Raw genomic sequence first — 24,578 nt, forward strand, 5'->3', positions numbered from 1 at the left:
AAATTAAGCTCCAAGCTTAGAGATATCTATCGCTTGCCAATGGGGGAAGTGTTTACGCACTAAGGCATTAAACTCGACTTCAAAAGCACTAAATTGTGATGCTGTTTGCTTGTTAACATGCTGACCCGACACCACCATCACTGCGGCAACCGTCGCATTGCTCAGGCGATCGATTAAGATCATTCCGCCAGTATCGCGTACTAACGAATACGCATCGAACACTATGTCTTCGGTCAGCTCTAAGGTCACGCGAGCAATCGCGTTTAACCCAAGCGTGTCCGTCGCGCTGCGCGCTAAGGTATTAACATCAACCACATAATCGATAGCCGTCACAGAGGCTTGTGTCTTCTTACCGGCCACTTTGATGTCGTATAACTGGCCCAGTTGTAATGGCTTTTCATCCATCCACACTATGTCAGCGCTGATCACGTTAGCGACGGCGGGCGCAGAATCGGGTTTTGCCAGTAAATCGCCACGGGAAATATCAATTTCATCTTCCAGCGTGATGGTCACAGCTTGGCCAGCAACCGCTTCTTGTATGTCACCATCGAAGGTGACAATACGTTCAACCTTGCTGCGTTTGCCCGATGGCAAAGCCACTAACTCGTCACCGACATTGATAATGCCAGAGGCTAAAGTACCCGCAAAACCGCGAAAATCTAAGTTAGGACGCGACACATATTGCACAGGAAAACGTACTGGCAATGAGCTGAGTTCACGTAGCGTATCAATAGTTTCTAGCAGTTCAAGCAGAGTACCACCTTGATACCAGTCGCTTTGCTTACTGCGCTCAACCACGTTGTCACCATTAAGCGCCGATAACGGCACAAAGTGGATATCGAGGTTACCGAAATCTTTGACGAAATCCGTAAAATCGGCACGAATGCGATTGAAGACTTGCTCGTCAAACCCAAGCAAATCCATCTTGTTCACGGCAACAACGAAGTGACGAATCCCCAGTAATGACGCGATAAACGCATGGCGTTTAGTCTGAGTCTGCACGCCGTAGCGGGCATCGACTAAGATCACCGCCAAATCACAGGTCGATGCACCCGTTGCCATGTTGCGCGTGTACTGCTCATGCCCTGGCGTATCGGCGATGATGAACTTACGCTTATCACTTGAAAAGTAACGGTAAGCCACATCGATAGTGATGCCCTGCTCGCGCTCGGCTTGCAGACCATCCACCAGCAAGGCTAAGTCGATAGCTTCACCTGTGGTGCCCATCTTAGCGCTGTCGCTCTTGAGGCTCGCCAATTGATCTTCATAGATCTGGGCGCTGTCGTGTAACAGGCGGCCGATTAAGGTACTTTTGCCGTCATCCACACTGCCACAGGTTAAAAAGCGCAGTAAGCCTTTGTGCTGCTGCAGGGCTAGATATTCTTTCACACCATGGAGGGTAATTTCTGCCGCCATGAGATTGGTTTTATTGACCGCTTTGTCCATCTTATTCTCACTCTTGATCTGCTTGGCTGAAGGTCGCGCTTTACTTGCACCACCTTCGCGAAATAGGGCTAACCTTGCCGAGATTAGAAGTAGCCTTGACGCTTCTTCTGCTCCATCGAGGCACTTTGATCTGAGTCAATCAATCGTCCCTGACGCTCGCTTGAACGGGTTAACAGCATCTCTTCAATAATCTTCTCTAGGCTGTCGGCCTCAGAATGCATGGCGGCCGTAAGTGGGTAGCAACCTAAGGTTCTAAAACGCACCACTTCTTCTTTAAACTGCTCGCCTTCGGCTAACTTCATCCGCTCGTCATCGGCCATGATTAACTGACCACCGCGCTCAACAACTTGACGTTTAGCCGCAAAATACAAAGGCACTAACTCAATGTTTTCTTGATAGATATATTGCCAAATATCCAGCTCAGTCCAGTTAGATAACGGGAATACGCGAATACTTTCGCCCTTGTTCACTGCGCCATTATAGGTGCGCCACAGTTCTGGACGTTGATTTTTAGGGTCCCATCTGTGGTGACGGTCGCGGAACGAATACACCCGCTCTTTGGCGCGAGATTTTTCTTCATCGCGGCGAGCCCCACCGAAAGCGGCATCGAAACCGTATTGGTTAAGTGCTTGCTTTAAACCTTGGGTTTTCATGATGTCAGTGTGTTTCGCACTGCCATGGTCGAAAGGGTTAATCCCCTGCGCCAAGCCTTCTGGGTTGATGTGCGTCAGTAACTCGAAGCCAAATTTCTTTGCCTGCGCATCACGAAACGCGATCATCTCTTTGAATTTCCAACCCGTGTCGACATGCAGCAACGGGAACGGGATCTTGCCCGGATAAAAGGCTTTACGCGCTAAGTGCAACATAACGGAAGAATCTTTCCCGATGGAATACAACATCACAGGATTATCGAATTCGGCTGCAACTTCACGAATGATCTGGATGCTCTCGGCTTCCAGTTGTTGTAAGTGGCTTAATTCACGCCCGGCCATACTATTCTCCGTTTACCATAAATTAGCTGCGTTACCACAGCATGGGTTAGCTTAATTTTCTTAATATCTTTAACTACTTAGTATCTTTAACTGCTAAGTATCTTTAACTGCTAAGTATCTTTAACTGTTTGCGGCTTAGCTTATCGACGCGGCGATACGCTAACCGACTGAGTGTGCTCATCACTGACTTGAGTCGATTCAACCGCTTCAGGGTTGAACCAATGCAAAGTGTCACTCAGTGCAACCACTTCACCTATGATCATCAAGGCTGGAATTTGTAATTCAGGATCGGCGGCAAGCTGTTCGAGCTCACCTAAACGGCCGATAAAACGACGTTGCTCTTTAGTGGTCGCCTTTGACACTATCGCGACCGGTGTGTCAGGGCTTCGGCCCGCATCGACTAAACCTTGGCGAATAATGCCGGCGTTAAGAATCCCCATATACACGACTAAGGTATTGTTAGGATTCGCATAACCTTGCCAGTCCATAGGGCGACTCTCTAACTGACAATGGCCGGTGATAAAAGTGACGCCTTGGGCATGGTCTCTGTGAGTCAGGGGAATTCCCGCATAGGCCGATGTGCCGCTGGCGGCGGTAATACCGGGGACGACTTCAAACTCAACCCCCGCTTCGACTAAGGTTTGCAATTCTTCGCCACCACGACCGAAAATAAAAGGATCGCCGCCCTTAAGACGCACCACATTTTTACGGGTGTAGGCTTTAGTCACGAGTAACTGATTAATCTCGTCCTGTGCGGCGCTATGCTTGCCCGCACGTTTACCTACGGCAATCTTTTCAGCGTCTTTAGGAATAAGATTGAGGATATCTTGACTGACTAAAGCGTCGTATAGCACAGCATCTGCGGTTTTAAGGATGCGCCATGCCTTTAACGTCAATAACTCAACGTCACCAGGACCTGCACCCACCAGCCAGACTTTGCCTTTGGCCGCTTGGCCCGGTAAAGATAAAATTTCCATCAGTATCCCCAAGATCACTTTAGTCTGTAGAAATATAGCGCGTCTTATATTCCATAATAAATAGATAATTATTAGTTTTTATATCATTTAGATATAAAAGAAATCGCTGATGTCGATTTAAAGTGGAAAAATATTGAGTTTCAAAATTAAAAATGCCCCAACAAAATAATAACCATTTGAATTTAAATAACTTAATATGGATTCATCTGTTATATAAAACGAACACCGCTCAGCTAAGTGTGTGATTCTGGCACTATGTTATTGCCAAAAATTCTACCCAAACCTGCCCTAACAGGGCGAAAACCTCACTAACAAGATAAATTGTCACCAAATGATGCAGAATTTTTACATAACCATAAATTCACTTTCTAATGGTAAGCTGGGCATAACTATCTTTGTTGAGTACGACTGACAAATACACAAATAAGCACATCAAGGAGGGCCGATGAAACGACTTTATTCAGGTATTGCAATGGCTGGGCTATTAGCTTGTACGAGTATAAATGCCGAAGAATCATTAGTAGAAGGAAGAGTCAAAGATGAACTTGCCACGGCAGAACTGCCTTTTGTGATTACACCACATAAAGTGAATTACATTTTACCTGCGACCTATAGCCCAGATCCCAACATGGCACCGTTCGCTGAAGATGCCCTCATCAATCCCTACACTTTGGATGAGTTCGAGGCTAAGTTTCAAATCAGTTTCAAATTCCCTATTTGGTACAATGTCTTTGGTGATAATGGTCATTTATTCTTTGCCTATACCAATCAATCCTATTGGCAGGTTTATAACAAAGACACCTCATCTCCGTTCCGTGAAACCAATCACGAGCCTGAAGTCTTTATGCTGTTTAATAACGATTGGAAAATAGGCAGTGTGACCAATTCCTTTTGGGGCGTTGGCGCTGTGCATCAATCGAATGGTAAATCAGGACCGCTTTCTCGCAGCTGGAATCGACTCTATGCCACTATGATTTTTGATGCCGGTCCACTCGCCTTCTCAACTAAAGTCTGGTGGCGTATTCCTGAGGATGAAAAAACAGATCCACATCAAGCCCGCGGTGACGATAATCCCAATATTGATGACTACATAGGAAGAGCTGAGTTTATTGGTGTCTATGGTATCGATGAACATAGATTCACCTTAACCCTTAAAACAAACCTAGAAGATATCGACAGAGGCTCAGCAGAACTGACGTGGAGTTATCCTATCGTCGGTAACTTACGCCTTTACACTCAATACTTTAATGGCTATGGCGAGAGCCTAATCGATTACAACTATCACAACCAACGTATTGGTATCGGGATTTCGCTCAACGATATTCTGTAGCAAATATAAAAGTGACAGAGTACAAAAATCAGCCATAATTTGCTGCTAATCTACAAAACCTGCTGCTAAATTGCTCAGATGGACCTGAGTTTATGGCTCAGCGGGACGATTTACATTGATCCGAATGGCGTTTAAGCCGATAGTCGCACACCTTTTTGTGCCCTGAAGCCACGCCTTAACATCATGGAGGAATATGAGTTTTAGCTACCGCAGCATAGTCATGCTACTCAGTGTCATTATTTTCGCGAGCTTACTTAAGCTCGCGTTTTTCGCTGTGCCAAAAGATAACACTGCACCTATGCTTAATGCGCAAGAGGTACGCCAAGATCTCTATGCCTTATTAGATCAAATCGAGCAACACTCAGCGTTTTATGCGTTAACGCCCGACAAAGCCAGTCCGCAACTCAAATATATGGCGAGCCTGATTGTCGAGCAGTATCAAGATATGACTCCCAATGACCGCTTTGCCGCTGAAATCACTAAGCTACTCAATAGCCTCAAAGATCCCGGCGCTCAAGTGCACAACTTCAACGATCAAAGCGGCGATCTCCCGTTAACCTTACGGCCACTCAACGACCAGTGGTTAGCCTTAGATAGCAGTAACAGTCCAATCAACAACGACTTCCCCTTTGTGACTCATATCGACGGTTTACCTATGAGTAAATGGGTGGCGGCCAGCCAAGCCTATCTACCTGAGCCTGCAAAACAGAGCCAAGAAATGCAATTACCTTGGCTGAAAAAACTGAACCTGCTGCGTGAAGATTTAGGCCTCAGTATCAAGCCCTATGTGCTCGTTACGCTGATTAATGATGATCTGCAAACCCAGCAGGTGACTCTCGCTCTGCCAAGCCACGAACCGCAAGCGCAAGCGCAATTAACGACAAACAATCAAGATGTTAAGACACAAGATATGAGTGTTTTGGAATTCATTAATCAGTTGTCTCAGTTTGAGCGCACCGAATTCCAAGACGTTCCACATCAATTAGAGACGGTTAACAATACTACGGTCAAACTGAAGATCAGCGATCTGTACGCCTTTGAATTAGAGAGAGAGCTACAGCAAGAACTGCTCAAGGGCATGACGCATCCCCTACTGATCATCGACTTACGTGACGCTAGTGGTTTTAGCCCAAAGTTATTGACCCTATTATCGCGATATCAAGATGCTGATTTAAATAATACTTTAGCGCCGAACGTGATGGGATTTGCACACTATCGCCGCTCACCGGAACTGAGAAATGACTATCTGCAGCCACTCAACTTTAAGCCTTTAGATGCGCTCGAATACAGTGTGCCTCGACTAAAATCTCTCACCCGCGACTTACCCTCAGTCGATGAAGATAAATTCAGCCCTTGGTACGTTCGCACTAAACCTACGGTGACTCCTGAAGGGCGAAATCGCTTAGCGCTGCTCGTGAGCCCCAAATGCCGCCAAGAATGTGAGTGGATTGCCTATCGCACTAAATCTTGGTCTAGGGCGAATTTGATTGGTGAAAAAACCTCGGGCGACTTTGCTCGACAGTACCATTTTAAACTGCCAAACAGTGGATTAGACATAAGATTCAGTAGTTCATTGACCTATGACGCACAGGGAAAACTCTTGTCAGGTGCTGGGACTGAGCCCGATATTTGGCTTCCCCAAAACAGTGATATTCAATGGCAAGGATTAGTGAGTTTAGTGCGTTCCGCTAAGCCAAAAACTCAGATCATTCAAACATCACAACCCACTAAGCTAGCTCAAGCTAAGCTGAATTGAACCAAAAAAAAGAGCCAGCAATCTGCTGGCTCATTTCAAACATTGATTAGCTAACTGATATCAGTTAGCTAAAGAATGGATTCTAGAATTATTTCTTTTCAGTCGCTTTAGAATTGACAACTGAACCTATAACCAAACCTTGCTTATTCACATCGAAGCTCATTTGAACTCGCATGTTGTAATCTTTAAGCATTTTCATTTCTTCAGGGATTGGCTCGCCGCTCATTTCTAACAACGTCAGCATTGGAGTGAACATCTTGCCGTAGTCAGCAGATAAGCTATACATGCCATTCGCAGACAGTTTCTCGCCCGCTAATTTGTTCGCCAAAGCCAAACCTTTGTCACCACTATACACCACTAAATGCTGACCTTTAATCGCGAGCATAGGCTTAATACCTAACTCAGGAGGTAACATCAATATGGGTGATAAATCAGTGGCATCGCCGTTATCGGCTAATTGCACTTCGGCCAACATAGGCGCGAAAGGTTTCACCATATTGAACAACATAGACGGGTTTTCGGCGCTGAGGCTGACTAACGCATCTAAGCTTTCTAACTTAGGTTCTTGATCTTGTGTGCTCATTTTAAAGTCGAGCAATGAAACGCTCATGCCTTTCACACCGTTCGCCATACCAGTGAACATGCCTAGCATAGCTGGGCTCTGTTGGCTCAACTCAGCTTGCAACTCGGCCAGTGGCGCACAGGTCAATTGCGGCTTTTGCAGATCATCCCAAATAGCCGTTAATGAAGGTGCAACTTCGTTGACATCTAAGCCTATGCCCATAGAGAAGATAGTGCTGTCGATATCCGCCAGATGTGCAGGAATAAAGCCACGCATCTTTTGCATGGCCGCAAGAATCGGTTGATTCTTAGTTTCGACCACAAATGAGACCGCCATATGGCTTTCTTTTTCTGTCACAGAAAACGCGGTTACCCCAGCAACTGAACGCGGCCAGTTAGCAGCAATGGCAGTTAATTCGGTGCGACATTCTGGTGTTCTAATTTGAGTTAATGGATCTTCACCGACGCTTTCATTAGCAAAAAACTTTGTCAATTGCTTAGATAACATATTGCTATCGGCTGAAGTCAACGCCTTCACGATTTCAACATGGTTAATAAAGCCGATGCTGTCTTCTTTAAAACCATGGGTCTTAATAATATCGTCTAATATGCCAGAAGCAGCCAATGAGTGCGGTGCCTTCTTAATACCGAATGCCATTTCTAATAACTCTGGCTCGGTAATAGAGGTACTGAAAGTAATCGTTAAAATGCCATCTTTTTGGGCAAATAACAGTTCAACTTTCTCAGTTGAATTTTCATCCGATAATGCATAAGCGCGATAATCAACATCACCCACTTTACGCATTTCGTGGGTCACACCACTGTCTTTTTCGGCTTTATCTAATGCAGCCCAAAAAGCATCCGTCTGATTAACATCAATCTTAAATACAGGTAAAGCACCTAGAGTATAAAAATACGACTTAACTTCGTCGGGAAAACCAAAAGTTTTCAACAGTAAAGCAGGCTCTTTAATGCCATCCATATACTGCTGATAAATGCTGATGAAGAACTTGCCCATAGGGCTATCCAGCTCACCGGATTCAGCAAGTGCATTACTTGGATATTGCTGATAATTTCCAGAAATAGACTGTAAATACGTTTTTAACGGGAAGGGTTTAAGCTGACCCGAAAAAATCGGCGTATCAGCAGGCACATAGTCGAGCAAAGGATTTGCAGAGGCACTCGAGCCAGTACCATTCTGCGTATACCAATAACCACCCGCACCAGCTGCAATAATTGCCGCGGCAATCACAATCTTTTTCATTTAAGAAACTCCATTTAATGACAATTCAATTTTATGAAATCAATACCTAAAGTAATCCCTAGGTATTTGAATATTTATCCGCTCTTACATATCCCTTACGCAGATAATGCAAAATCAGAAAACTAAGGTATAAATTTTGCCCGATAATTTAACATTAAACCGATACAGAAGCGAACAGGATAGGGAATCAAACCGTTAAAACGCATCAGCGTTAACCTTAATTCAACAGGTTTCCAATCTTATTTCAATTCAGTAATAAAAGATCTTTAAGTCGTCGACGATTAAACAAAGTGCCCAATGACACATAAATGCATCTGGGCCAAACTCACACGCCAGACCTTCATCCCGCTTCGTGGACTTTTTTAAGCGTGACGTCACCTAACTGGCGCATTTGTTTGCGGATCCAAGCGGAACGCTGCTGCACATAGGACGACGGAGGTGACACTTTATAACGCCAAGGATTGGGTAAGATAGCTGCGAGTAATGAAGCCTCATATTGGGTTAGTTTTGCCGCAGACTTTCCAAAATAATGCTTTGATGCCGCTTCGGCGCCGTAAATACCTGGGCCAAATTCAACGATATTTAAATACACTTCAAGGATGCGCGACTTATCCCAAGTCAGTTCCATCATTAAGGTAAACCAAGCTTCTAGTCCCTTACGAAAGAAACTGCGGCTAGACCACATAAACAGGTTTTTCGCCGCCTGCTGACTTAAGGTACTGGCTCCGCGAACTTTAGTGCCTTTCTGATTGTATTTCAGCGCCGAACTTATCGCAGCTAAATCGAATCCCGTATGCTCGGCAAAACGTTGATCTTCTGCGGCGATCACCGCCAATTGTAACTCAGGAGAAATGTGCGCTAAATCGCGCCACTGATGCATGACTTCCCCCATAGGTGCAGGTGGAAATAAGGCGCGCTCAATCCGCCAAGTCCACATGGGTGGATTAACGAATCTGAGTAGAATAACCAATAAGATTGAGCAAATTAATGCCCATACTAATCCCTTGAATAGCCAAGACAATAAACGACGAAAGCCACGCTTACGCCTTTGAGGAGCAGGACTACTCGACTTATTGGCACTAGGACGCCTGACATGATCTCGCATCGCATATAAAGGAGCCGTCATTTACACCATCTCATCCGCGCACTCTCATCTCTCATTTATGATATCCAGTCAAGCCAATCCATTAGGCATTCTTTACAACACCCAAGGCTTATTAGAAAACCGCCTAAAGCGTTAAGGGAGTTGCGGGTCGATCATGCTACGACATTGGAGGAAACACCAAGGATATCTTACTCGAGAATCAAAGATAGGCAGAGAAATAACCACAATAACAAATCACTATTGAAGATGGCGAGGGCTTGACTTAACTTGACCTCGGCAGCTTTGACGACAGCTGACCGAGGTAATGATGGCTGATTAACGAGGGCTAGCAAGTCAATCAAACTGCTTGATACTCGCAGCTGCGAGTCCGGTTTTCAACGCTTTCACTGCATCCAGTCGAATGATATCAATACACAGCAAACCCAGCCCATAAATACCGATATACAACCACTTAACCTCGGAAAAGACATGAATCATGTCAATTTCACAGTAAAATCCCTCAAAACCATCTACGGGAACTTCAAAATATAGTTCAGGCTTAACCAATGTGCATAACTCTGTGAGTAAAAATGTACAACATTTTTATACTTTAAAGAGCCACTAACACTAACCCTATGAATATCAATATATCTCAGTGAAATGACGCTTAAATGACATCGATTCGCTTTATCGTCAATCCAGAGTATTAAATTCAACCAAAGATAACACTTATCTTACAGAGATAAAAAACGCCCCAATGGCAATTGAGGCGTTTAATATTTCAAATCAATAAGATGACTAGATTTCGTAGTGCAGACCACACTCACGTTTCAGCCCATTAAAGCGCGTTTCTTCCTCTGTCATCCCTAATTCAAGAGGTTTACTCGAATGGGTATCACCAACAGAAACATAGCCTTGGTCCCAAAGTGGGTGGTACGGCAAGTCAAATTGAGTCAAATATAGGTGCACATCTTTATTCGACCACTCGATAATCGGCAGTAACTTAAAGCGAGTGCCATGAATCGCCAGTATCGGCAGCGCCTCACGGGTGCTGGCTTGGCTGCGTCTCAGCCCAGCAAACCAAGTGCCGACGTCAAGCTCGGCTAAGGCGCGTTGCATAGGCTCAACTTTGTTTAAACGGTTGTATTGCTCTAACCCGTCTAACCCTTGTTCCCACAACTTACCAAAGCGTGCCTCTTGCCATGCGGCTGTCATCGGCGCTTGATATACTTTTACATTCAGTGATAAACGCTGTGTCAGCTCATCGATAAACTGATAGGTTTCAGGGAACAAATACCCTGTATCCGTTAGGATAATCGGAATATTCGCCTGTGCCTGGCTCACCATATGCAGCATCACTGCGGCTTGAATACCAAAACTTGACGACAGTGCATGATTACCGGGCAAATAAGTTAAGCCCCATAACACTCGCTCTTGTGCGCTCAATCCGGCTAAGAACTGATTTATGCGCTCAAGCTCTATCGTTTGCTCGGCCTTGGGCGCACTCAATAGCGCCGTTAACTCGGCCGTGCTGACCACAGTCGGCACTGTATCACTGGCTTTTTGATCAACCATGAAAATCCTTAGCGGCATCAATCACCGCCTTCACAACGCCCACGCGGACGGTGAAGTTACCAAAGGTTTCGCCTGCATCACGCTCGACGGCGTAGCGGCCAAACAGGGCATCCAATTCGGCGAGAATTTCCGCCTCTTGGATATTTTCTCTGTGCATCTTGTTCAGACGAGTCCCTTCAAAGCTTGCGCCTAAGTACAAGTTGTAACGGCCTGGCGCTTTACCCACAAGGCCAATTTCAGCGGCAAATGGACGTGCACAACCGTTTGGACAACCTGTCATCCGCACCACAATCGCTTGTTCGCTGATACCGTGTTTTGCCTGCAGCGCATCGATATGATCGATAAACTCAGGGAAGTAACGCTCAGCTTCCGCCATTGCTAATGGACACGTCGGCAACGCCACACAGGCAATCGAATGACCGCGGGTTTGCGTTAACACTTGGCCCAGTAGTCCGTGTTTGCGGGCTAAGCCTTCAATCGTGGCTTTATCTTCTGCCGCCACACCTGCGATGATCATGTTTTGATTCGAGGTCATGCGGAAATCGCCTTTGTGGATCTTAGCTATTTCACGCAGTCCCGTTTGCAGGGTTTGGCCCGGTAAATCTTTAATACGGCCGCTTTCGATAAATAAGGTTAAATGCCATTTACCGTCAACGCCTTCGACCCAGCCATAACGATCGCCGCGATCGCCAATCACTACATCACGCTTAGGCTCAAACTTCACCCCAGCGCGCAGTTCGACTTCGGCTTTAAATTTCTCATAGCCATGGTCGACGATAGTGTATTTAAGGCGTGAACGTTTACGGTTAACACGATTACCCCAGTCGCGTTGCACTGTCATGACAGCTTCGGCAAACTTCATCACGTCTTCAGTTTTGATAAAACCAAAGTCATCTGCAAGACGTGGGAAAGTCTCTACCTCGCCATGGGTCGAGCCCATGCCGCCGCCCGCCGTTAAGTTAAAGCCAACCAACTCACCGTTTTCAGCAACGGCGATAAAGCCTAAATCGTTAGTGTAAACGTCAACATCGTTATCGGGAGGAACCGCAACCGCCATTTTGAACTTACGTGGCAGATAAGTTTTGCCATATACAGGTTCAACGGTTTCATCTTCGGTTGAGAGTAACTTTTCTTCGTCTAACCAAATTTCGGCATAAGCACGCGTGTGTGGCAGCAGATGATCAGACAGTTGTTTCGCCACCGCATAGGCCTGCTCATGCAGTTTCGATTCCACCGGATTAGGATTACACATCACGTTACGGTTAACGTCACCACAAGCGGCAATTGAATCCAGTGCTTCACGATCTAAGTCTTGAATAATGGTCTTCAAGTTACGCTTAGGAATACCGTGGTATTGGAAGGTTTGACGGGTCGTTAAACGAATGCTGTTTGAGCTGGTTAAGGTCGACGCAATTTTATCTACACCTAACCATTGCTGCGGAGAACAGATACCACCTGGCACACGGGCACGCAACATAAAGCTATATAGAGGCTCAAGTTTTTGCTCTTTACGCTCATTCCGTAAATCACGGTCATCTTGCTGATAGAAGCCGTGGAATTTGATCAACTGCTGATCGCCGTCACTGAAACTGCCGGTTACCGCAGAATCTAAGCCTTCTTTAATCGTACCGCGCAGGTAATCACTGTCGGTCTTTAGGTATTCGTTTAACGCTAACTTTTGCTCACTCATGGCAACTGCCTCTTCAAATTCGGTTCGCTGACTGCACAAGTCATCACGTGTGCAGCATTGGCTATTCTTATGCGTTTCTTATATGCGCAATGGTTGAGATTAATACACGTCTTTTTGGTAACGCTTATCGCTGCGCAATGTTTCAAAATAGGCTTCGGCCGCTTCGGTATTCAAACCACCGACTTCGACAGCCACCTCAATCAAGGCTTGGTGAACATCTTTGGCCATACGTTCAGCATCACCACAAATGTACAGATGCGCGCCGTTTTGCAACCATTGCCACAGGGCTTGGCCTTGTTCTTTAATACGGTGCTGCACATAAACTTTATGGGCTTGATCGCGCGAGAACGCCACGTCGATACGGCTTAAATCGCCATTTTTCAAATACTGTTGCCACTCAGTTTGATACAAGAAATCCTGCTCAAAGTGTGGATTGCCGAAGAATAACCAGCTATCACCTTGGATCCCTTGGGCCACGCGCTCCTGCATAAAGGCACGGAATGGCGCAACACCTGTGCCAGGGCCAACCATAATAACTGGCGTGTCTGGATTCTCGGGTAAACGGAAATGCTTGTTCGACTCAACATAAACCTTAACCTGAGTGCCTTCCTGCGCAGAGGCTAAGAAGTGTGACGCGCCGCCAAAACGGGCCGCGCCGTGACGCTCATCTTCCACTAACGCCACGGTTAAATGGACTTCGGTTTCCACTTCACTTTGGCTTGAGGCGATAGAGTAAAGTCTTGGGGTTAATGGGCGCAGTAACTCAAGCAATCTTGCCGCGCTTAACGTGACAGCGCTATTTGTTAACGGATACTGGGCAACTAAATCCGCAAATTGATGCTTAAGGATAAAGTGGCGCACTTGCTCTTTATCTTCGCTCAATGCTAGCAGTTCAGCACTGCCGCTCAGTTCGGCCCACGCTTTGACTAATCCAGGATACAACTGAGTCAGCTCTTTCTTCTCAAGCAAAGCTTGCTTAAGGGTCAAGGATTCTGTGCCTAAGGTCACTAACTCATCGGCGGCCAACGACAGACCCACGAGGACTTCATCGACTAACACTTCATTATTGCTAAACCAAACACCGAGGGCATCGCCCGCTTGATAGCTTAAGCCTGAATCGCCAAGGTCAATTTCAACATGACGCACATCTCGGTCTGAACCGCGGCCGGTAATTTTTTGGCTCGCTAGCACTTCGGCGCTATAGGGGTTTTGCTTAGTAAACTCGCTTTCGCCAATCGCTTTAGCGGTACCGATAGATACCACACTGGCGGACGAGGTTTCGATAAGCGGCTTAACGGCCTCTAACACATCGGCGTGCCACTGACCGGCGGCGGCTTCATAGTCCACATCACATTCAACCAAAGGTAACAATGACTTAGCACCCAGTAGTGCTAGACGAGTACTAAAGTCTTTACCGGTTTGACAGAAGAATTCATAACTTGAATCCCCCAGCGCAAGCACTGAGTAATGTAGATTGTCTAACTTAGGTGCACGTTTCGATGCTAAAAACTTATGTAATTCAATCGCGTCATCCGGCGCTTCACCTTCACCATGGGTGCTGACCACCAGCAAGAGCACAGTTTCTTGTTTCAGTTGGCGAACATTGTATTCGCCCATTGAAGCCAGATTGACCGCATAACCTTGCGCCTGTGCCTTATCAGCGAGCGCTTTGGCGACACCACGGCCATTACCCGTTTGGCTGCCATAGAGAATCGTCACTGTTTGAGCAGTTTGCGCCTCTGCGGCGGGAGCTAGTTGGCCAGCATTGGCGGTGGCAGCAAGATAGCCACTCACCCAAGCCAGTTGCACAGCACTTAACTCAGAAGTGAGTTGTTTTAGCTTCTCGACTTGTCCTTGAGACAATGGCGAAGCCAGCGATGAAAGTTCTTTTAACAACATGAGACGGCCCTATGACAGTGTAATGTCCACAAGCTTATCGCGGTTTAAGAAAAGCAAAAAAGAATAAAATCGGATTTTTAATTCCATTTTGGAATATACAAAGTGCAAAATTTAAGCTACAAAAGTGTGCACTGGTTAAAAGTTTTTGATCCGACCAGTGCAGAAATGGCCTGCTTGAGAAATATGCACTTGTGCCAAGCTAAAGTATTGCCACAATGGTCATGAGCCTGTCGAACAGAAATTTCTGTTGCCCACAGAATAGTTTGTTTTTAAAACAAAAAGTGTCCATCCTAGATTGAATGCCCGAACTGACTCGAATCACCAGCCGAGTAATCGCTGGCGATGACAGATTTTGCAGTTGAGTACGATGAAGGAAGCACAGCAGGCGGAACGATTATATAAACCATCAGGGAGTAGTCATGCAGATTGGAATACCGAGAGAAAGTCTCGCCGGTGAAACTAGGGTCGCCGCGACTCCAGCCACCGTCGAGCAGCTTAAAAAACTCGGCTTTGAAGTTGTTATTGAGGCCAATGCGGGTCAACTGTCAAGTTTCGATGATGCAGCCTTTGAAGCTGCAGGCGCGAAGGTGACAACTGACGTTTGGCAAGCCGATCTGATTTTTAAGGTCAATGCGCCAAGCGACGCCGAAATCGAACAAATCAAAGACGGAGCAACTGTCGTCAGCTTTATTTGGCCCGCACAAAACCCTGAGCTGGTTGAGAAGTTATCTAAACGCAAAATCAACGTGATGGCGATGGACATGGTGCCACGCATCTCCCGTGCCCAGTCACTTGATGCCCTCTCCTCTATGGCCAACATTGGCGGTTATCGTGCCGTTGTTGAAGCCGCGCATCAATTTGGCCGTTTCTTTACCGGTCAAATTACCGCTGCCGGTAAAGTGCCGCCCGCTAAAGTGCTAGTGATTGGTGCTGGTGTTGCAGGCCTTGCTGCCATTGGTACTGCTGGTTCGCTTGGCGCCATAGTGCGCGCCTTCGATACGCGCTTAGAAGTGGCCGAGCAAATCGAATCCATGGGCGGCCAGTTCCTTAAACTGGATTTTGGTAACGAAGAAGGTGGCTCATCCGATGGTTATGCTAAAACCATGTCGGATGAATTTATTGCTGCCGAAATGGCGCTGTTTGCTGAGCAAGCCAAAGAAGTCGATATCATCATCACTACGGCGCTGATCCCCGGGCGTCCTGCGCCTAAGCTCATCACCAAAGCTATGGTTGATAGCATGAAGAGCGGCTCAGTGATCGTCGATTTAGCCGCTGCAACTGGCGGTAACTGCGAATACACGCAATCTGGCGAGCTGTTTGTTACTCCTAACGGCGTAAAAGTGATTGGTTATACCGACCTACCCGGTCGTCTGCCCGCGCAATCGTCACAGCTTTACGGCACTAACTTAGTCAACCTGATGAAGTTAATGTGCAAAGAGAAAGACGGCACTGCCAGCATCAACTTCGATGATGTGGTCATGCGCAACATGACTGTGATTAAAGAAGGTGAAGTGACCTTCCCGCCACCACCGATTTCGGTTTCTGCGGCGCCAGCAAAACCTGCCGCGAAAATCGCGCCTAAAGACACCACCCCGAAAGCGCCATCTAAGCTCAAATACGTGCTCGCCGCCTTAGGCGTTGCCGGATTTGCAGCCGTGGCATCGGTTGCACCGCCAGAGTTCCTGTCCCATTTCACGGTATTCTTGCTGTCCTGCGTCGTGGGTTATTATGTTGTGTGGAACGTATCCCACTCACTGCATACGCCTTTGATGTCAGTGACTAACGCGATTTCGGGCATTATCGTGGTCGGCGCCCTACTGCAAATCGGTCAGGGTTCAACGTTGGTCACTGTACTGGCGTTTATCGCCGTGCTGATCGCCAGTATTAACATCTTCGGTGGCTTTACCGTCACTCAGCGCATGCTGAAGATGTTCCGTAAGGATTAAGGGGGTTTAACGTGTCTCAAGGACTGGTAACAGCAGCTTACATTATTGCCGCCATTCTCTTCATCTTCAGTCTCGCGGGACTGTCGAAGCAAGAGACGGCAAAACACGGCAATTTATTCGGTATCTTAGGTATGGCAATCGCCCTACTGGCTACCATTTTCAACCCTGATACTAACGGTATTGCGTGGATCTTAATCGCCATGGTGATTGGCGGCGCGATTGGTATCCGTTTAGCATTAAAAGTCGAAATGACTGAAATGCCTGAACTGGTTGCCATCTTGCACAGTTTTGTTGGTATGGCCGCGGTATTGGTTGGCTTTAACAGCTTTATCGACTTACACCCACAGGAAGTGTCGCAAGTCGTCGTAGCTGTCGGTGGCGATATCAATACGACCCTCGCCGCAGTGCACGATGCCCTAAGTGAAGCGGCCAAAGCCGCCAGCAAAGAACATCTCACTGGCGCCATGCTTAACATTCACTTGGTCGAAGTCTTCCTCGGGATCTTCATCGGTGCGGTCACCTTCACAGGTTCTATCGTTGCCTTTTGTAAGTTACGCGGCGTGATTTCATCTAAACCTTTGATGCTGCCACATCGCCACAAGTTGAACCTAGTGGCTGTGCTCGTGTCTTTCGCCCTGTTGGTGTACTTCGTCCAAACTGGCGGCACTATGCCGGCACTGCTGTTGATGACCTTGATTGCCTTCGCCTTTGGCTGGCATTTAGTCGCATCGATTGGCGGCGCGGATATGCCAGTGGTGGTGTCTATGCTGAACTCCTACTCAGGTTGGGCAGCGGCAGCAGCGGGCTTTATGTTGTCAAACGACCTCTTGATTGTCGTTGGCGCATTAGTGGGTTCATCGGGTGCAATTCTGTCTTACATCATGTGTAAGGCGATGAATCGCTCGTTTATTTCAGTTATAGCTGGTGGCTTTGGCACAGATGGCGTGGCCTCGACTGCCGATGAAGAAATGGGTGAATACCGTGAAACCAACGCCGAAGATGTGGCGGATATGCTGAAAAATGCCACCTCTGTCATCATCACCCCAGGTTACGGAATGGCAGTGGCGCAGGCGCAATATCCTGTCGCTGAAATCACCAAAAGACTGCGCGATCTTGGCGTGAAAGTCCGTTTCGGCATCCACCCAGTTGCGGGCCGTTTACCCGGCCACATGAACGTACTGCTAGCGGAAGCGAAAGTCCCCTACGATATCGTGCTTGAAATGGACGAAATCAACGACGACTTTAACGACACTGACGTAGTACTCGTAATTGGTGCGAACGACACGGTTAACCCTGCGGCAATGGAAGATCCAGGTAGCCCAATCGCAGGCATGCCAGTGCTCGAAGTGTGGAAAGCGCAAAACGTTATCGGCTTTAAGCGCTCGATGAACACAGGTTATGCCGGCGTGCAAAACCCACTGTTCTTCAAAGATAATACCCAAATGCTGTTTGGGGATGCCAAGGCCAGTGTCGAAGCGATTTTAAAAGCGCTTTGAGCCTGATGTAACTTCAACAGAGTAGAAATCGTTTAGGCGAAACACACTGTTTCAATGATAAAAAGGGAGCCGCTGGCTTAATGCCGAACAGTTAAAAAGGCTCGCTTAAAGATCCCGCTGAAAAATCCGATGACATCATGTCATCGGATTTTTTATGCAATTATCAAAAGCATTAGCCCATACTCACGTTACTCGTCTCACCGAATTCATCTGCATAGCTGATGCGTTGGAGCCGAGTTAGTTCAGCCCTATTTGGGTTCTAATGGTGTTATGACGCGATGGCAGCGTAAATCACCAATAGATGTAATAAATTAGAATGCTATCGAGATGACCTTGTTCCGAGGATGTTTGTTCGGACATCAATCAACAAACAAGATATTGTCTCGCCTCAAGCCAGAAATATATTTTAAATTTTTTTGATTACTCCAGAAGTTAGAGAATACAGTTGCACGAATTCTGGCGCCAACACCAACTACAATCCAGTCTCTAATAAACTTAGACACTATTAACCAAAAACGTGATATAAGTATAAAGTAAGAAACATCATAACCTTCATTCGCATATTTAACTAATGCCTGAGTTTAATCCAACTTCATTTTAAGCCACGACATTTATAAAGTCGTCATTTAACTTATGAACATGCCTATGTATAACAACCTATGCCTCAATGTATGAGTAAGCTTGTTATGGATTAAGTTAGACTTTAAACCATAAAAATAAATCCTAATATAAAATCAGCCTTTACTAGCATTTATTTTTTCTTCAAACACTTTCTCTCCATGTTCATTAAAACCAAATATAATGGATTCATGTAGAGGTAAGCGTAGTACAACATTTTCATTTGGCTCAACCTCAATACGTAGTCGATCAAATGGTATAGCGTTCAACTCATTCCATCTTCTTATTTCAATAATGCATGGGTATTTATTTCTACACCATCTACCTTCAAATGCAATTAAGTCGTAGTTTTGAATGTACCAATCTGGTCGAGTATTAGTGTATGTCGTTCTCGGCCAAATGACATCGACATCATGCTGCCCTGGCATGGTTGACCATACGAGTCCCAAATTATCAGTTAAAACAATGGGGATTTTCGGGTTAAATTTGTTTAAAATTTTATTGTAAATTGGATTTTCAAATTCTAACGTTTTCGACTCCATTAAATTAGTCTGACTAATTGTAAGCGGATTGATACCGGTAAGATTAGCCAATTCGTTTGCCAGCCAGATTCTTTTATCTTTAATATTTTTTTCTAAAATATGACTATAGCCACAATGTACTATAACCTTGGCATTTTTGTTAATAGAAAAAGTAGCATTAAATATATTTTCAGCGGCTTTCTTCTCCCTTTCACTACCTGAGTCATCATACGCTATAATTTGATAACCAAGTTTCTTAGCTGTTCTGATCATTTCGGCATATACGGGTTCGTTAGAATATGTACCAGAGCGTTCGATAGCATATCCTCGAATATTGATATCAACATCTCTCTTTGATAACGTTTCAATTGCTAAGTAACGATACCCACTACTCCATAACTTTTGCAATAAAGATGCTGTTAAAGTGCGATGAAGAGCTATGTGGTGAGCCTCATTTATCATAACAATTTTAGTTTCTTCGGACATTGCTTGAATTTTATCAACTGCCGATATGGCAGAAAGGTTTTCAATAAGGTCTTCTGAAATAAGTGGAACATCCGTCGGGAAACTTATTGCCTTTTCATATTGACCCACATATGAATATAACGTTGTTAACGGCTGATTTATAGTAAATCGGCTTTGCTGATCGCCTTTATATTTATCATTTACTTCAATGGCTTTACTAATTGCATCATTGTATGAGTTATTTTTTGGCGCATCGATTACTTGCTTATACAAAAAACCTAGCTCACTTGGCTCCTTGGCATATACGTTACTAGTAAAAACTAGAAATACAGAAGCCAATAGATAGAAATTCCGAATTGAAAATAATTTATTATTTATACACATATAAATATATCCTTATACTTTTCAAGTAATGGTTCAATCTGTAAACATGTAAACTGACATATTCTTCGCGATATAAAATACTTGCGAAAACTAGCTACTCATGGCAATGAAACTTTGCGCCGCTGCAACTCTTTTGCATCATTCTCACAATGTGACACACTTAAACTCACAGTATGTATAAGTATTTCATTATTAATCAATTAAAAAGCTCACGATATGCGCTATTCAGCCAATGCCCTAGAGACGCCGAGCCACATCTTGTCCGATACTCGTCGTTTTTATTTAGAGTCTGAGCAGAACATTAGCGATATTGAAACCCGCCACTATAGTGTTTCCTAAGGTAAGGGCCTGCTACAAAATGTACTGAGTAAGATCCAAGAAGATACTTTGCCGAAGCTTAAAACGAATTATGAAACCCAGTCAAAAGAGCTTAGCGATAACGACATTACCGTAGATTGATCCGTTTATAAAGTTGATGTTCACCATGTCCAAACACTGTTAAAGGGCATATTTTCCCTTTAACAGTGTTTGAAGTATTTGCACGCGCTAAGGTGCAAGCTCCCACCATTCCCAACTTTCTAGACCTTGTGACTTAGCGAGGAAGAGTGCGCGTTGGTGAGTTTTTTGAGCGGCATCTTTATTGCCGAGTGCGGCATAGCTTAGGCTCATCTGTTGCTGCCAATCGGCGCTTAGTTCGCCTTCTTTTTTTGCACTGAGTAATATTTGCTGCGCTTTATCAGCCTGTTGTTTATAAATAAAGACTTTCGCGAGCCCAATACATAATTCGGTATAGGATGCTGGTAATTGCTGTTTGGCATCCTTTAGGAGTTGATCAATTTGCCCTTCCTGTTTTGAAATAAAGACATATTTAGCGAAGGTATAAGCCTGTAACCATTCGAGTTGAAATCCTGCCCATGTTTGTTGTTTAGCTGCAAATAAGGCGAATACATCGGCGTACTTTGGTATGTTCACTAGGTCATCAAGGTCGATAAAATACTGTGGTGAAAGAAAAGCCAAAGCATCCAACAGCGCTGGCATCGCTGTGGTGTAGTGGTTTTCATTCGGAAACTGTTGGAACTTCCAACGCCACTGTTGATTTGCAATTAACTCGCTTGCTATGGGGTTAATCACATCAACCATTTCCACCACGCCCATGCCTTGCTCGTTAGCCACAGATAAAAACAAGGGGGGCAGCTTAGATTTGTCTTGCTGCTTTTGTTTGAGATACTGAGTGAATAGGGCGTTGCTGCTGTAGTTGTCAAACCAAATGCTTGGGCTCATGGCAAGATAGGCGTTAAAGGGCGTCTTCTGCTGCATCATGCTATACAAGGTGAATAAGCCTCCAAGAGAATATCCTGCCAAGGCATTGTTACCTGAAGTGCGAAATTGCTGATTGATTAAAGGAATGAGCTCCTGACTCAGATAACTCTGCAATAAAGCTGCACCACCATATTCAGGATTATCCTCTGCCGCCCACGTGGTGCTTTTTATATAATCCGCTTGGCCTTGTAACGCAATTCCGACCACTATCATTGGTGGGATTTTACCGACGCGGGCGAGATTGTTGACCACTGCTGAGACATGGCGAAATTGAAAATCACCATCGATAATGTACAGTACAGAGTAATGACGTTGGGTCGCGTTATGGCGTTCAGGCAGCGCCACCATATAGCGACGTTCGGCATTATATAGGTTGGAGTTATGAGTAAAAATTTGGCCATAAACTAAGCTGCTTATCTGGTGTGCTGGAATTGTGTTAGTCGAACTATTCTCAGCCTGAGCCGGTAATATAAGGAAAATACACGCTATCAAGGCGATGCGATTAATCTGGTGTCTAAGGGCTAAATATAATCTCAGTGTGCAGTCCATTGAGGTGTTCCTTGTGATGCTGAGTTCACCAATCGTGAATGTTCTAGGTTATGGTTTGGGGATATTTAGAGTCGACAGACTTGCAGTGGAAATTATCTATTCCGTTGAACAGTTTTAACTGATCCAGCTTAAATAGAAAAGATAAGTCTGCGTGCACTGGCTGAATAAATTGTAAGTAAAAATAGAACAGAGTGAATGGGTTAACTGTGGCTTAAATAGTATTGAGGCCATTTAGCGCGTTACCTAAGTTGCTGCGGATAAGTCGTTTTTACTTTTTGTTGCTGTAGATAAATACCAATTGCCATAAAGGTTAATACGGCAGAAATAGCGGCGCTGATGATGTGGTGAAATACTAAGTGACTTATCAGGAATGTGGGTAAGTCTTCTAAGCTGTCGATAAGGAAAAGCTTAGTGATTAAGCCGATATAGACCAGAAGATGCAAAGCCGCGCCAGTGATGAAAAGGCGTCTAAATTTATCAATTAGTTTGATATCCAAATTGAAATTGAACCATCGACATAACAGATATCCACTCAGGCCGATGGCAATCGATATCCAGCCAAATCCGAGTAATGAGGTTTTGATTAATACGCCAGACAGGATAAACAGTCCAAGTAACATTCACTTTTTCCTTCAAATAGCGCTAGATCCCACTTCGTATTTTTGCCTGCGAAAACGATGGGTATTGTGGGAAAAAACCTCACATCCTATGGGTTCGGAGACTAGCTTAAAAGGCTTAAAAAAATGTGAAATGAAAAGGGAGCCAGCAGCTCCCTTTTTATATCCTATATCACTCTAGCTGCCAAATTGGTAAAGAGCCTCTTTTAGCGCGCTATCTTAACCTCAGGTTCGTTGAGCATAGCAATCAGTGGATTAGCTTGCATCACTTTGTCTTTTAGGAAAATACCCATCAACAGACCCGCGACAAAACCACCGATATGTGCCCAGTAAGCAACGCCTTCACCAGCCATGATTAAACCAATAATATTAAAGACTAACCAGATGCTGAAGAATGCCATAGGCGAAAGCTTCTTCTGATAAATGATAAACATGAAAGTCAGACTCGCATGTCTAAACCACATTAAATACATGCCAAATAACCCAGCAATGGCACCACTTGCACCAACCATATAAATATTCGAGCCAGGATCGGCAGCAATTTGAGTTGCAGCGGCGGCAAAACCACACACCAAATACAACACAAAAAAGCGGGCGCGGCCAAGCGCATCTTCGAGGTTATCGCCAACTACATATAAAAAGTACATATTACCGGCAAGATGCATTAAATCACCGTGTAAAAACATATGGCTAAATAGAGTCCAAACATGGCTACCGTGCATTACGTCGTCAGCCCGTAGTGCAAAACGAGCAAACACGTTATCAGTCATATCCAGATCAAATCCATAGCCAACAAAAACCAAAATATTGAGCGCCAGTAACAAGTAGGTCACCACAGGCGGCTTTTTCGGCTTGAGGTTAAACTCAACTGGCATCTGGGATAAGAATTGGAATATCCAAGTCTTAGTGCTTATTTTTGCGTCCAGTTCAGCGAGCAGGTTTTTAACAAGTGGAGATTTCACCACTTTGTCGCTTTCATCCCTGTCTATCCATATGCCGCTGCAGCTATGGCAAACATCGACTTCTATTTGGTAACCATCCATCAAGTGGTAGCGCTCAAGCGACACCTCACAATGGCCACATTGGCGCTTAGCCTGACCTAAATGTGCACCGAGTGTTTCTTCAACACGAACTTTGTCATCGCCATTGTCAGCCTTCGACAACGCTTTGTTGAGTTCGCCGTTATCAAACCACAATCCCCCACAGGCCTCGCAAGTATCCACTTTTTCACCGTGAAACTCATATTCACGCATTTTATGGTTATGACAACCAGGACATTTGAAACTCATAATCTTCCCTTTCTTTGAGCTTTGAGCTGACTTTTTTAAATACAACAGTTCGACTTAATCACCAAAAAAGCCAGCAGTTTACACACCACTTTTCATGCTTGTGACGCGCATCAGACCCAGCGTTTTGGCAATGGCTTCCCTAGAATTAATCGAGCGAAATATCGTTTGCTCTTAATTCTGCGGCTAAAGACTCATAGTTTGCTTTTAATGCGGGCAAAGTGGATTTGGTCAGTTCTTCGGTTAACTCAACAAGTTGGGTGGCCCCAAAACGTGGGCCATAGAATTTACTTTCTATCTTTTCAACCACATTTGCCGATGTGAGGTAGAAACGACGTGCATCACTCAGTATTTTGCTTGGAGTTTCTAAAGTATTGGCTGAATAACGCATATTTTCCCATACAAAGGTCGCCATATTGGGATGCACTGACTTTATGTCATAGGGTGCCTCAGTCCGAATCTTCTCTGCATACGCGTTTAGCACTTCAACGTTGTCACTCAACTCATCATAGAGCGCATGGCGCAGATGATAGTTGTTTTGCATATTACTTAAGTTATCGAACTTAATCGCCTGCGATAAACCTTCCTGTGCGGCCAAATACACCCCGACAACCGTCGCAATGATCATAAAGATCTGACTCACCCAAAAACTGGTTTTGATGAGCTCTGTATTATCGAGCTTGATGTTACGTTTGGGAGCCTCGGCGGCATTAGAGCTGGGTGTCATGTCCATATGTTTATCCTGTCAAATCAAGAGTAAAAGGCGGTATAACGCAATAAAGGGCATATCTTACACGACTAA

19 protein-coding genes and 1 pseudogene are annotated in these 24,578 nt (G+C 45.1%); 6 read left to right on the forward strand and 14 right to left on the reverse strand.

Annotated features, from left to right (window positions below; translation table 11 throughout):
* Positions 1-3 precede the first annotated feature (3 nt).
* The 3 genes from cysN to cobA form a co-directional block, all read right to left on the reverse strand.
* The gene (cysN, locus tag KV201_RS10985) at positions 4-1,446 is read right to left on the reverse strand and encodes a sulfate adenylyltransferase subunit CysN (protein WP_226059340.1); all 1,443 of its coding nucleotides are present in this window, start codon (positions 1,444-1,446) and stop codon (positions 4-6) included.
* A gap of 83 nt (positions 1,447-1,529) precedes the next feature.
* Entirely contained in the window at positions 1,530-2,438 is a 909-nt protein-coding gene (cysD, locus tag KV201_RS10990; RefSeq protein ID WP_006085924.1) for a sulfate adenylyltransferase subunit CysD, read from the reverse strand.
* A 140-nt stretch (positions 2,439-2,578) separates the two neighbouring features.
* Positions 2,579-3,415: a uroporphyrinogen-III C-methyltransferase gene (gene cobA, locus KV201_RS10995; protein ID WP_226059341.1), complete on the reverse strand. Its 837-nt coding sequence runs from the start codon at positions 3,413-3,415 to the stop codon at positions 2,579-2,581.
* 445 nt (positions 3,416-3,860) lie between these two features.
* Between cobA and KV201_RS11000 the strand changes: the two genes are divergently transcribed.
* Both KV201_RS11000 and KV201_RS11005 read left to right on the forward strand, forming a co-directional pair.
* Positions 3,861-4,745, forward strand: a complete 885-nt coding sequence (locus KV201_RS11000; RefSeq protein ID WP_006082886.1) for a phospholipase A — start codon at positions 3,861-3,863, stop codon at positions 4,743-4,745.
* Positions 4,746-4,938: 193 nt separating this feature from the next.
* Positions 4,939-6,501, forward strand: coding sequence for a S41 family peptidase (locus tag KV201_RS11005; protein ID WP_226059342.1), 1,563 nt, complete (start codon positions 4,939-4,941; stop codon positions 6,499-6,501).
* Positions 6,502-6,589: 88 nt separating this feature from the next.
* Here the strand turns inward: KV201_RS11005 and KV201_RS11010 are convergent, their stop codons facing one another.
* The 6 genes from KV201_RS11010 to KV201_RS11035 all read right to left on the reverse strand — a co-directional run bounded on the left by KV201_RS11010 (position 6,590) and on the right by KV201_RS11035 (position 14,574).
* Positions 6,590-8,326, reverse strand: coding sequence for a hypothetical protein (locus tag KV201_RS11010; protein WP_226059343.1), 1,737 nt, complete (start codon positions 8,324-8,326; stop codon positions 6,590-6,592).
* 340 nt (positions 8,327-8,666) lie between these two features.
* A complete protein-coding gene (mtgA, locus tag KV201_RS11015) occupies positions 8,667-9,452 on the reverse strand; it encodes a monofunctional biosynthetic peptidoglycan transglycosylase (RefSeq protein WP_006082890.1) in 786 nt (261 codons plus the stop codon).
* 312 nt (positions 9,453-9,764) lie between these two features.
* Positions 9,765-9,908: a hypothetical protein gene (locus KV201_RS11020; RefSeq protein ID WP_226059344.1), complete on the reverse strand. Its 144-nt coding sequence runs from the start codon at positions 9,906-9,908 to the stop codon at positions 9,765-9,767.
* 300 nt (positions 9,909-10,208) lie between these two features.
* Positions 10,209-10,985 (reverse strand): phosphoadenylyl-sulfate reductase, encoded by a 777-nt coding sequence (locus KV201_RS11025; protein WP_226059345.1) that lies wholly within the window; start codon positions 10,983-10,985, stop codon positions 10,209-10,211.
* Entirely contained in the window at positions 10,978-12,675 is a 1,698-nt protein-coding gene (gene cysI, locus KV201_RS11030) for an assimilatory sulfite reductase (NADPH) hemoprotein subunit (RefSeq protein WP_063883804.1), read from the reverse strand. Before cysI ends, KV201_RS11025 begins: the two co-directional genes overlap by 8 nt.
* 99 nt (positions 12,676-12,774) lie before the next feature.
* Positions 12,775-14,574, reverse strand: coding sequence for an assimilatory sulfite reductase (NADPH) flavoprotein subunit (locus KV201_RS11035; RefSeq protein WP_063883805.1), 1,800 nt, complete (start codon positions 14,572-14,574; stop codon positions 12,775-12,777).
* A gap of 419 nt (positions 14,575-14,993) precedes the next feature.
* On the opposite strand from KV201_RS11035, the gene KV201_RS11040 reads away from it, so the two are divergent.
* From KV201_RS11040 to KV201_RS11050, 3 genes and pseudogenes are all read left to right on the forward strand, one after another.
* Positions 14,994-16,520, forward strand: a complete 1,527-nt coding sequence (locus KV201_RS11040) for a Re/Si-specific NAD(P)(+) transhydrogenase subunit alpha (RefSeq protein ID WP_006082895.1) — start codon at positions 14,994-14,996, stop codon at positions 16,518-16,520.
* Between the two features lie 11 nt (positions 16,521-16,531).
* Entirely contained in the window at positions 16,532-18,016 is a 1,485-nt protein-coding gene (gene pntB / locus KV201_RS11045; RefSeq protein WP_006085934.1) for a Re/Si-specific NAD(P)(+) transhydrogenase subunit beta, read from the forward strand.
* 154 nt (positions 18,017-18,170) lie between these two features.
* Positions 18,171-18,408: pseudogene (locus tag KV201_RS11050) on the forward strand (IS4 family transposase); the annotation flags it as partial.
* Positions 18,409-18,750: 342 nt separating this feature from the next.
* Here the strand turns inward: KV201_RS11050 and KV201_RS11055 are convergent.
* Entirely contained in the window at positions 18,751-20,004 is a 1,254-nt protein-coding gene (locus KV201_RS11055; protein WP_226059346.1) for a hypothetical protein, read from the reverse strand.
* 216 nt (positions 20,005-20,220) lie between these two features.
* Here KV201_RS11055 and KV201_RS22530 point away from each other — a divergent pair, with 216 nt between their 5' ends.
* Positions 20,221-20,343: a hypothetical protein gene (locus KV201_RS22530; protein ID WP_264175208.1), complete on the forward strand. Its 123-nt coding sequence runs from the start codon at positions 20,221-20,223 to the stop codon at positions 20,341-20,343.
* 207 nt (positions 20,344-20,550) lie between these two features.
* Here the strand turns inward: KV201_RS22530 and KV201_RS11060 are convergent, their stop codons facing one another.
* The 4 genes from KV201_RS11060 to KV201_RS11075 all read right to left on the reverse strand — a co-directional run bounded on the left by KV201_RS11060 (position 20,551) and on the right by KV201_RS11075 (position 24,509).
* Complete coding sequence (locus KV201_RS11060) at positions 20,551-21,873, reverse strand: alpha/beta hydrolase (protein WP_226059347.1); 1,323 nt, start codon at positions 21,871-21,873, stop codon at positions 20,551-20,553.
* A gap of 239 nt (positions 21,874-22,112) precedes the next feature.
* Positions 22,113-22,493, reverse strand: a complete 381-nt coding sequence (locus KV201_RS11065; protein WP_226059348.1) for a hypothetical protein — start codon at positions 22,491-22,493, stop codon at positions 22,113-22,115.
* A 203-nt stretch (positions 22,494-22,696) separates the two neighbouring features.
* Complete coding sequence (locus KV201_RS11070) at positions 22,697-23,779, reverse strand: rhomboid family intramembrane serine protease (protein WP_006085935.1); 1,083 nt, start codon at positions 23,777-23,779, stop codon at positions 22,697-22,699.
* Positions 23,780-23,924: 145 nt separating this feature from the next.
* The gene (locus KV201_RS11075; RefSeq protein ID WP_107946634.1) at positions 23,925-24,509 is read right to left on the reverse strand and encodes a hypothetical protein; all 585 of its coding nucleotides are present in this window, start codon (positions 24,507-24,509) and stop codon (positions 23,925-23,927) included.
* Between the last annotated feature and the right edge of the window lie 69 nt (positions 24,510-24,578).

Source organism: Shewanella sp. SR1 (assembly GCF_020447145.1).
GTDB lineage: Bacteria > Pseudomonadota > Gammaproteobacteria > Enterobacterales > Shewanellaceae > Shewanella > Shewanella baltica.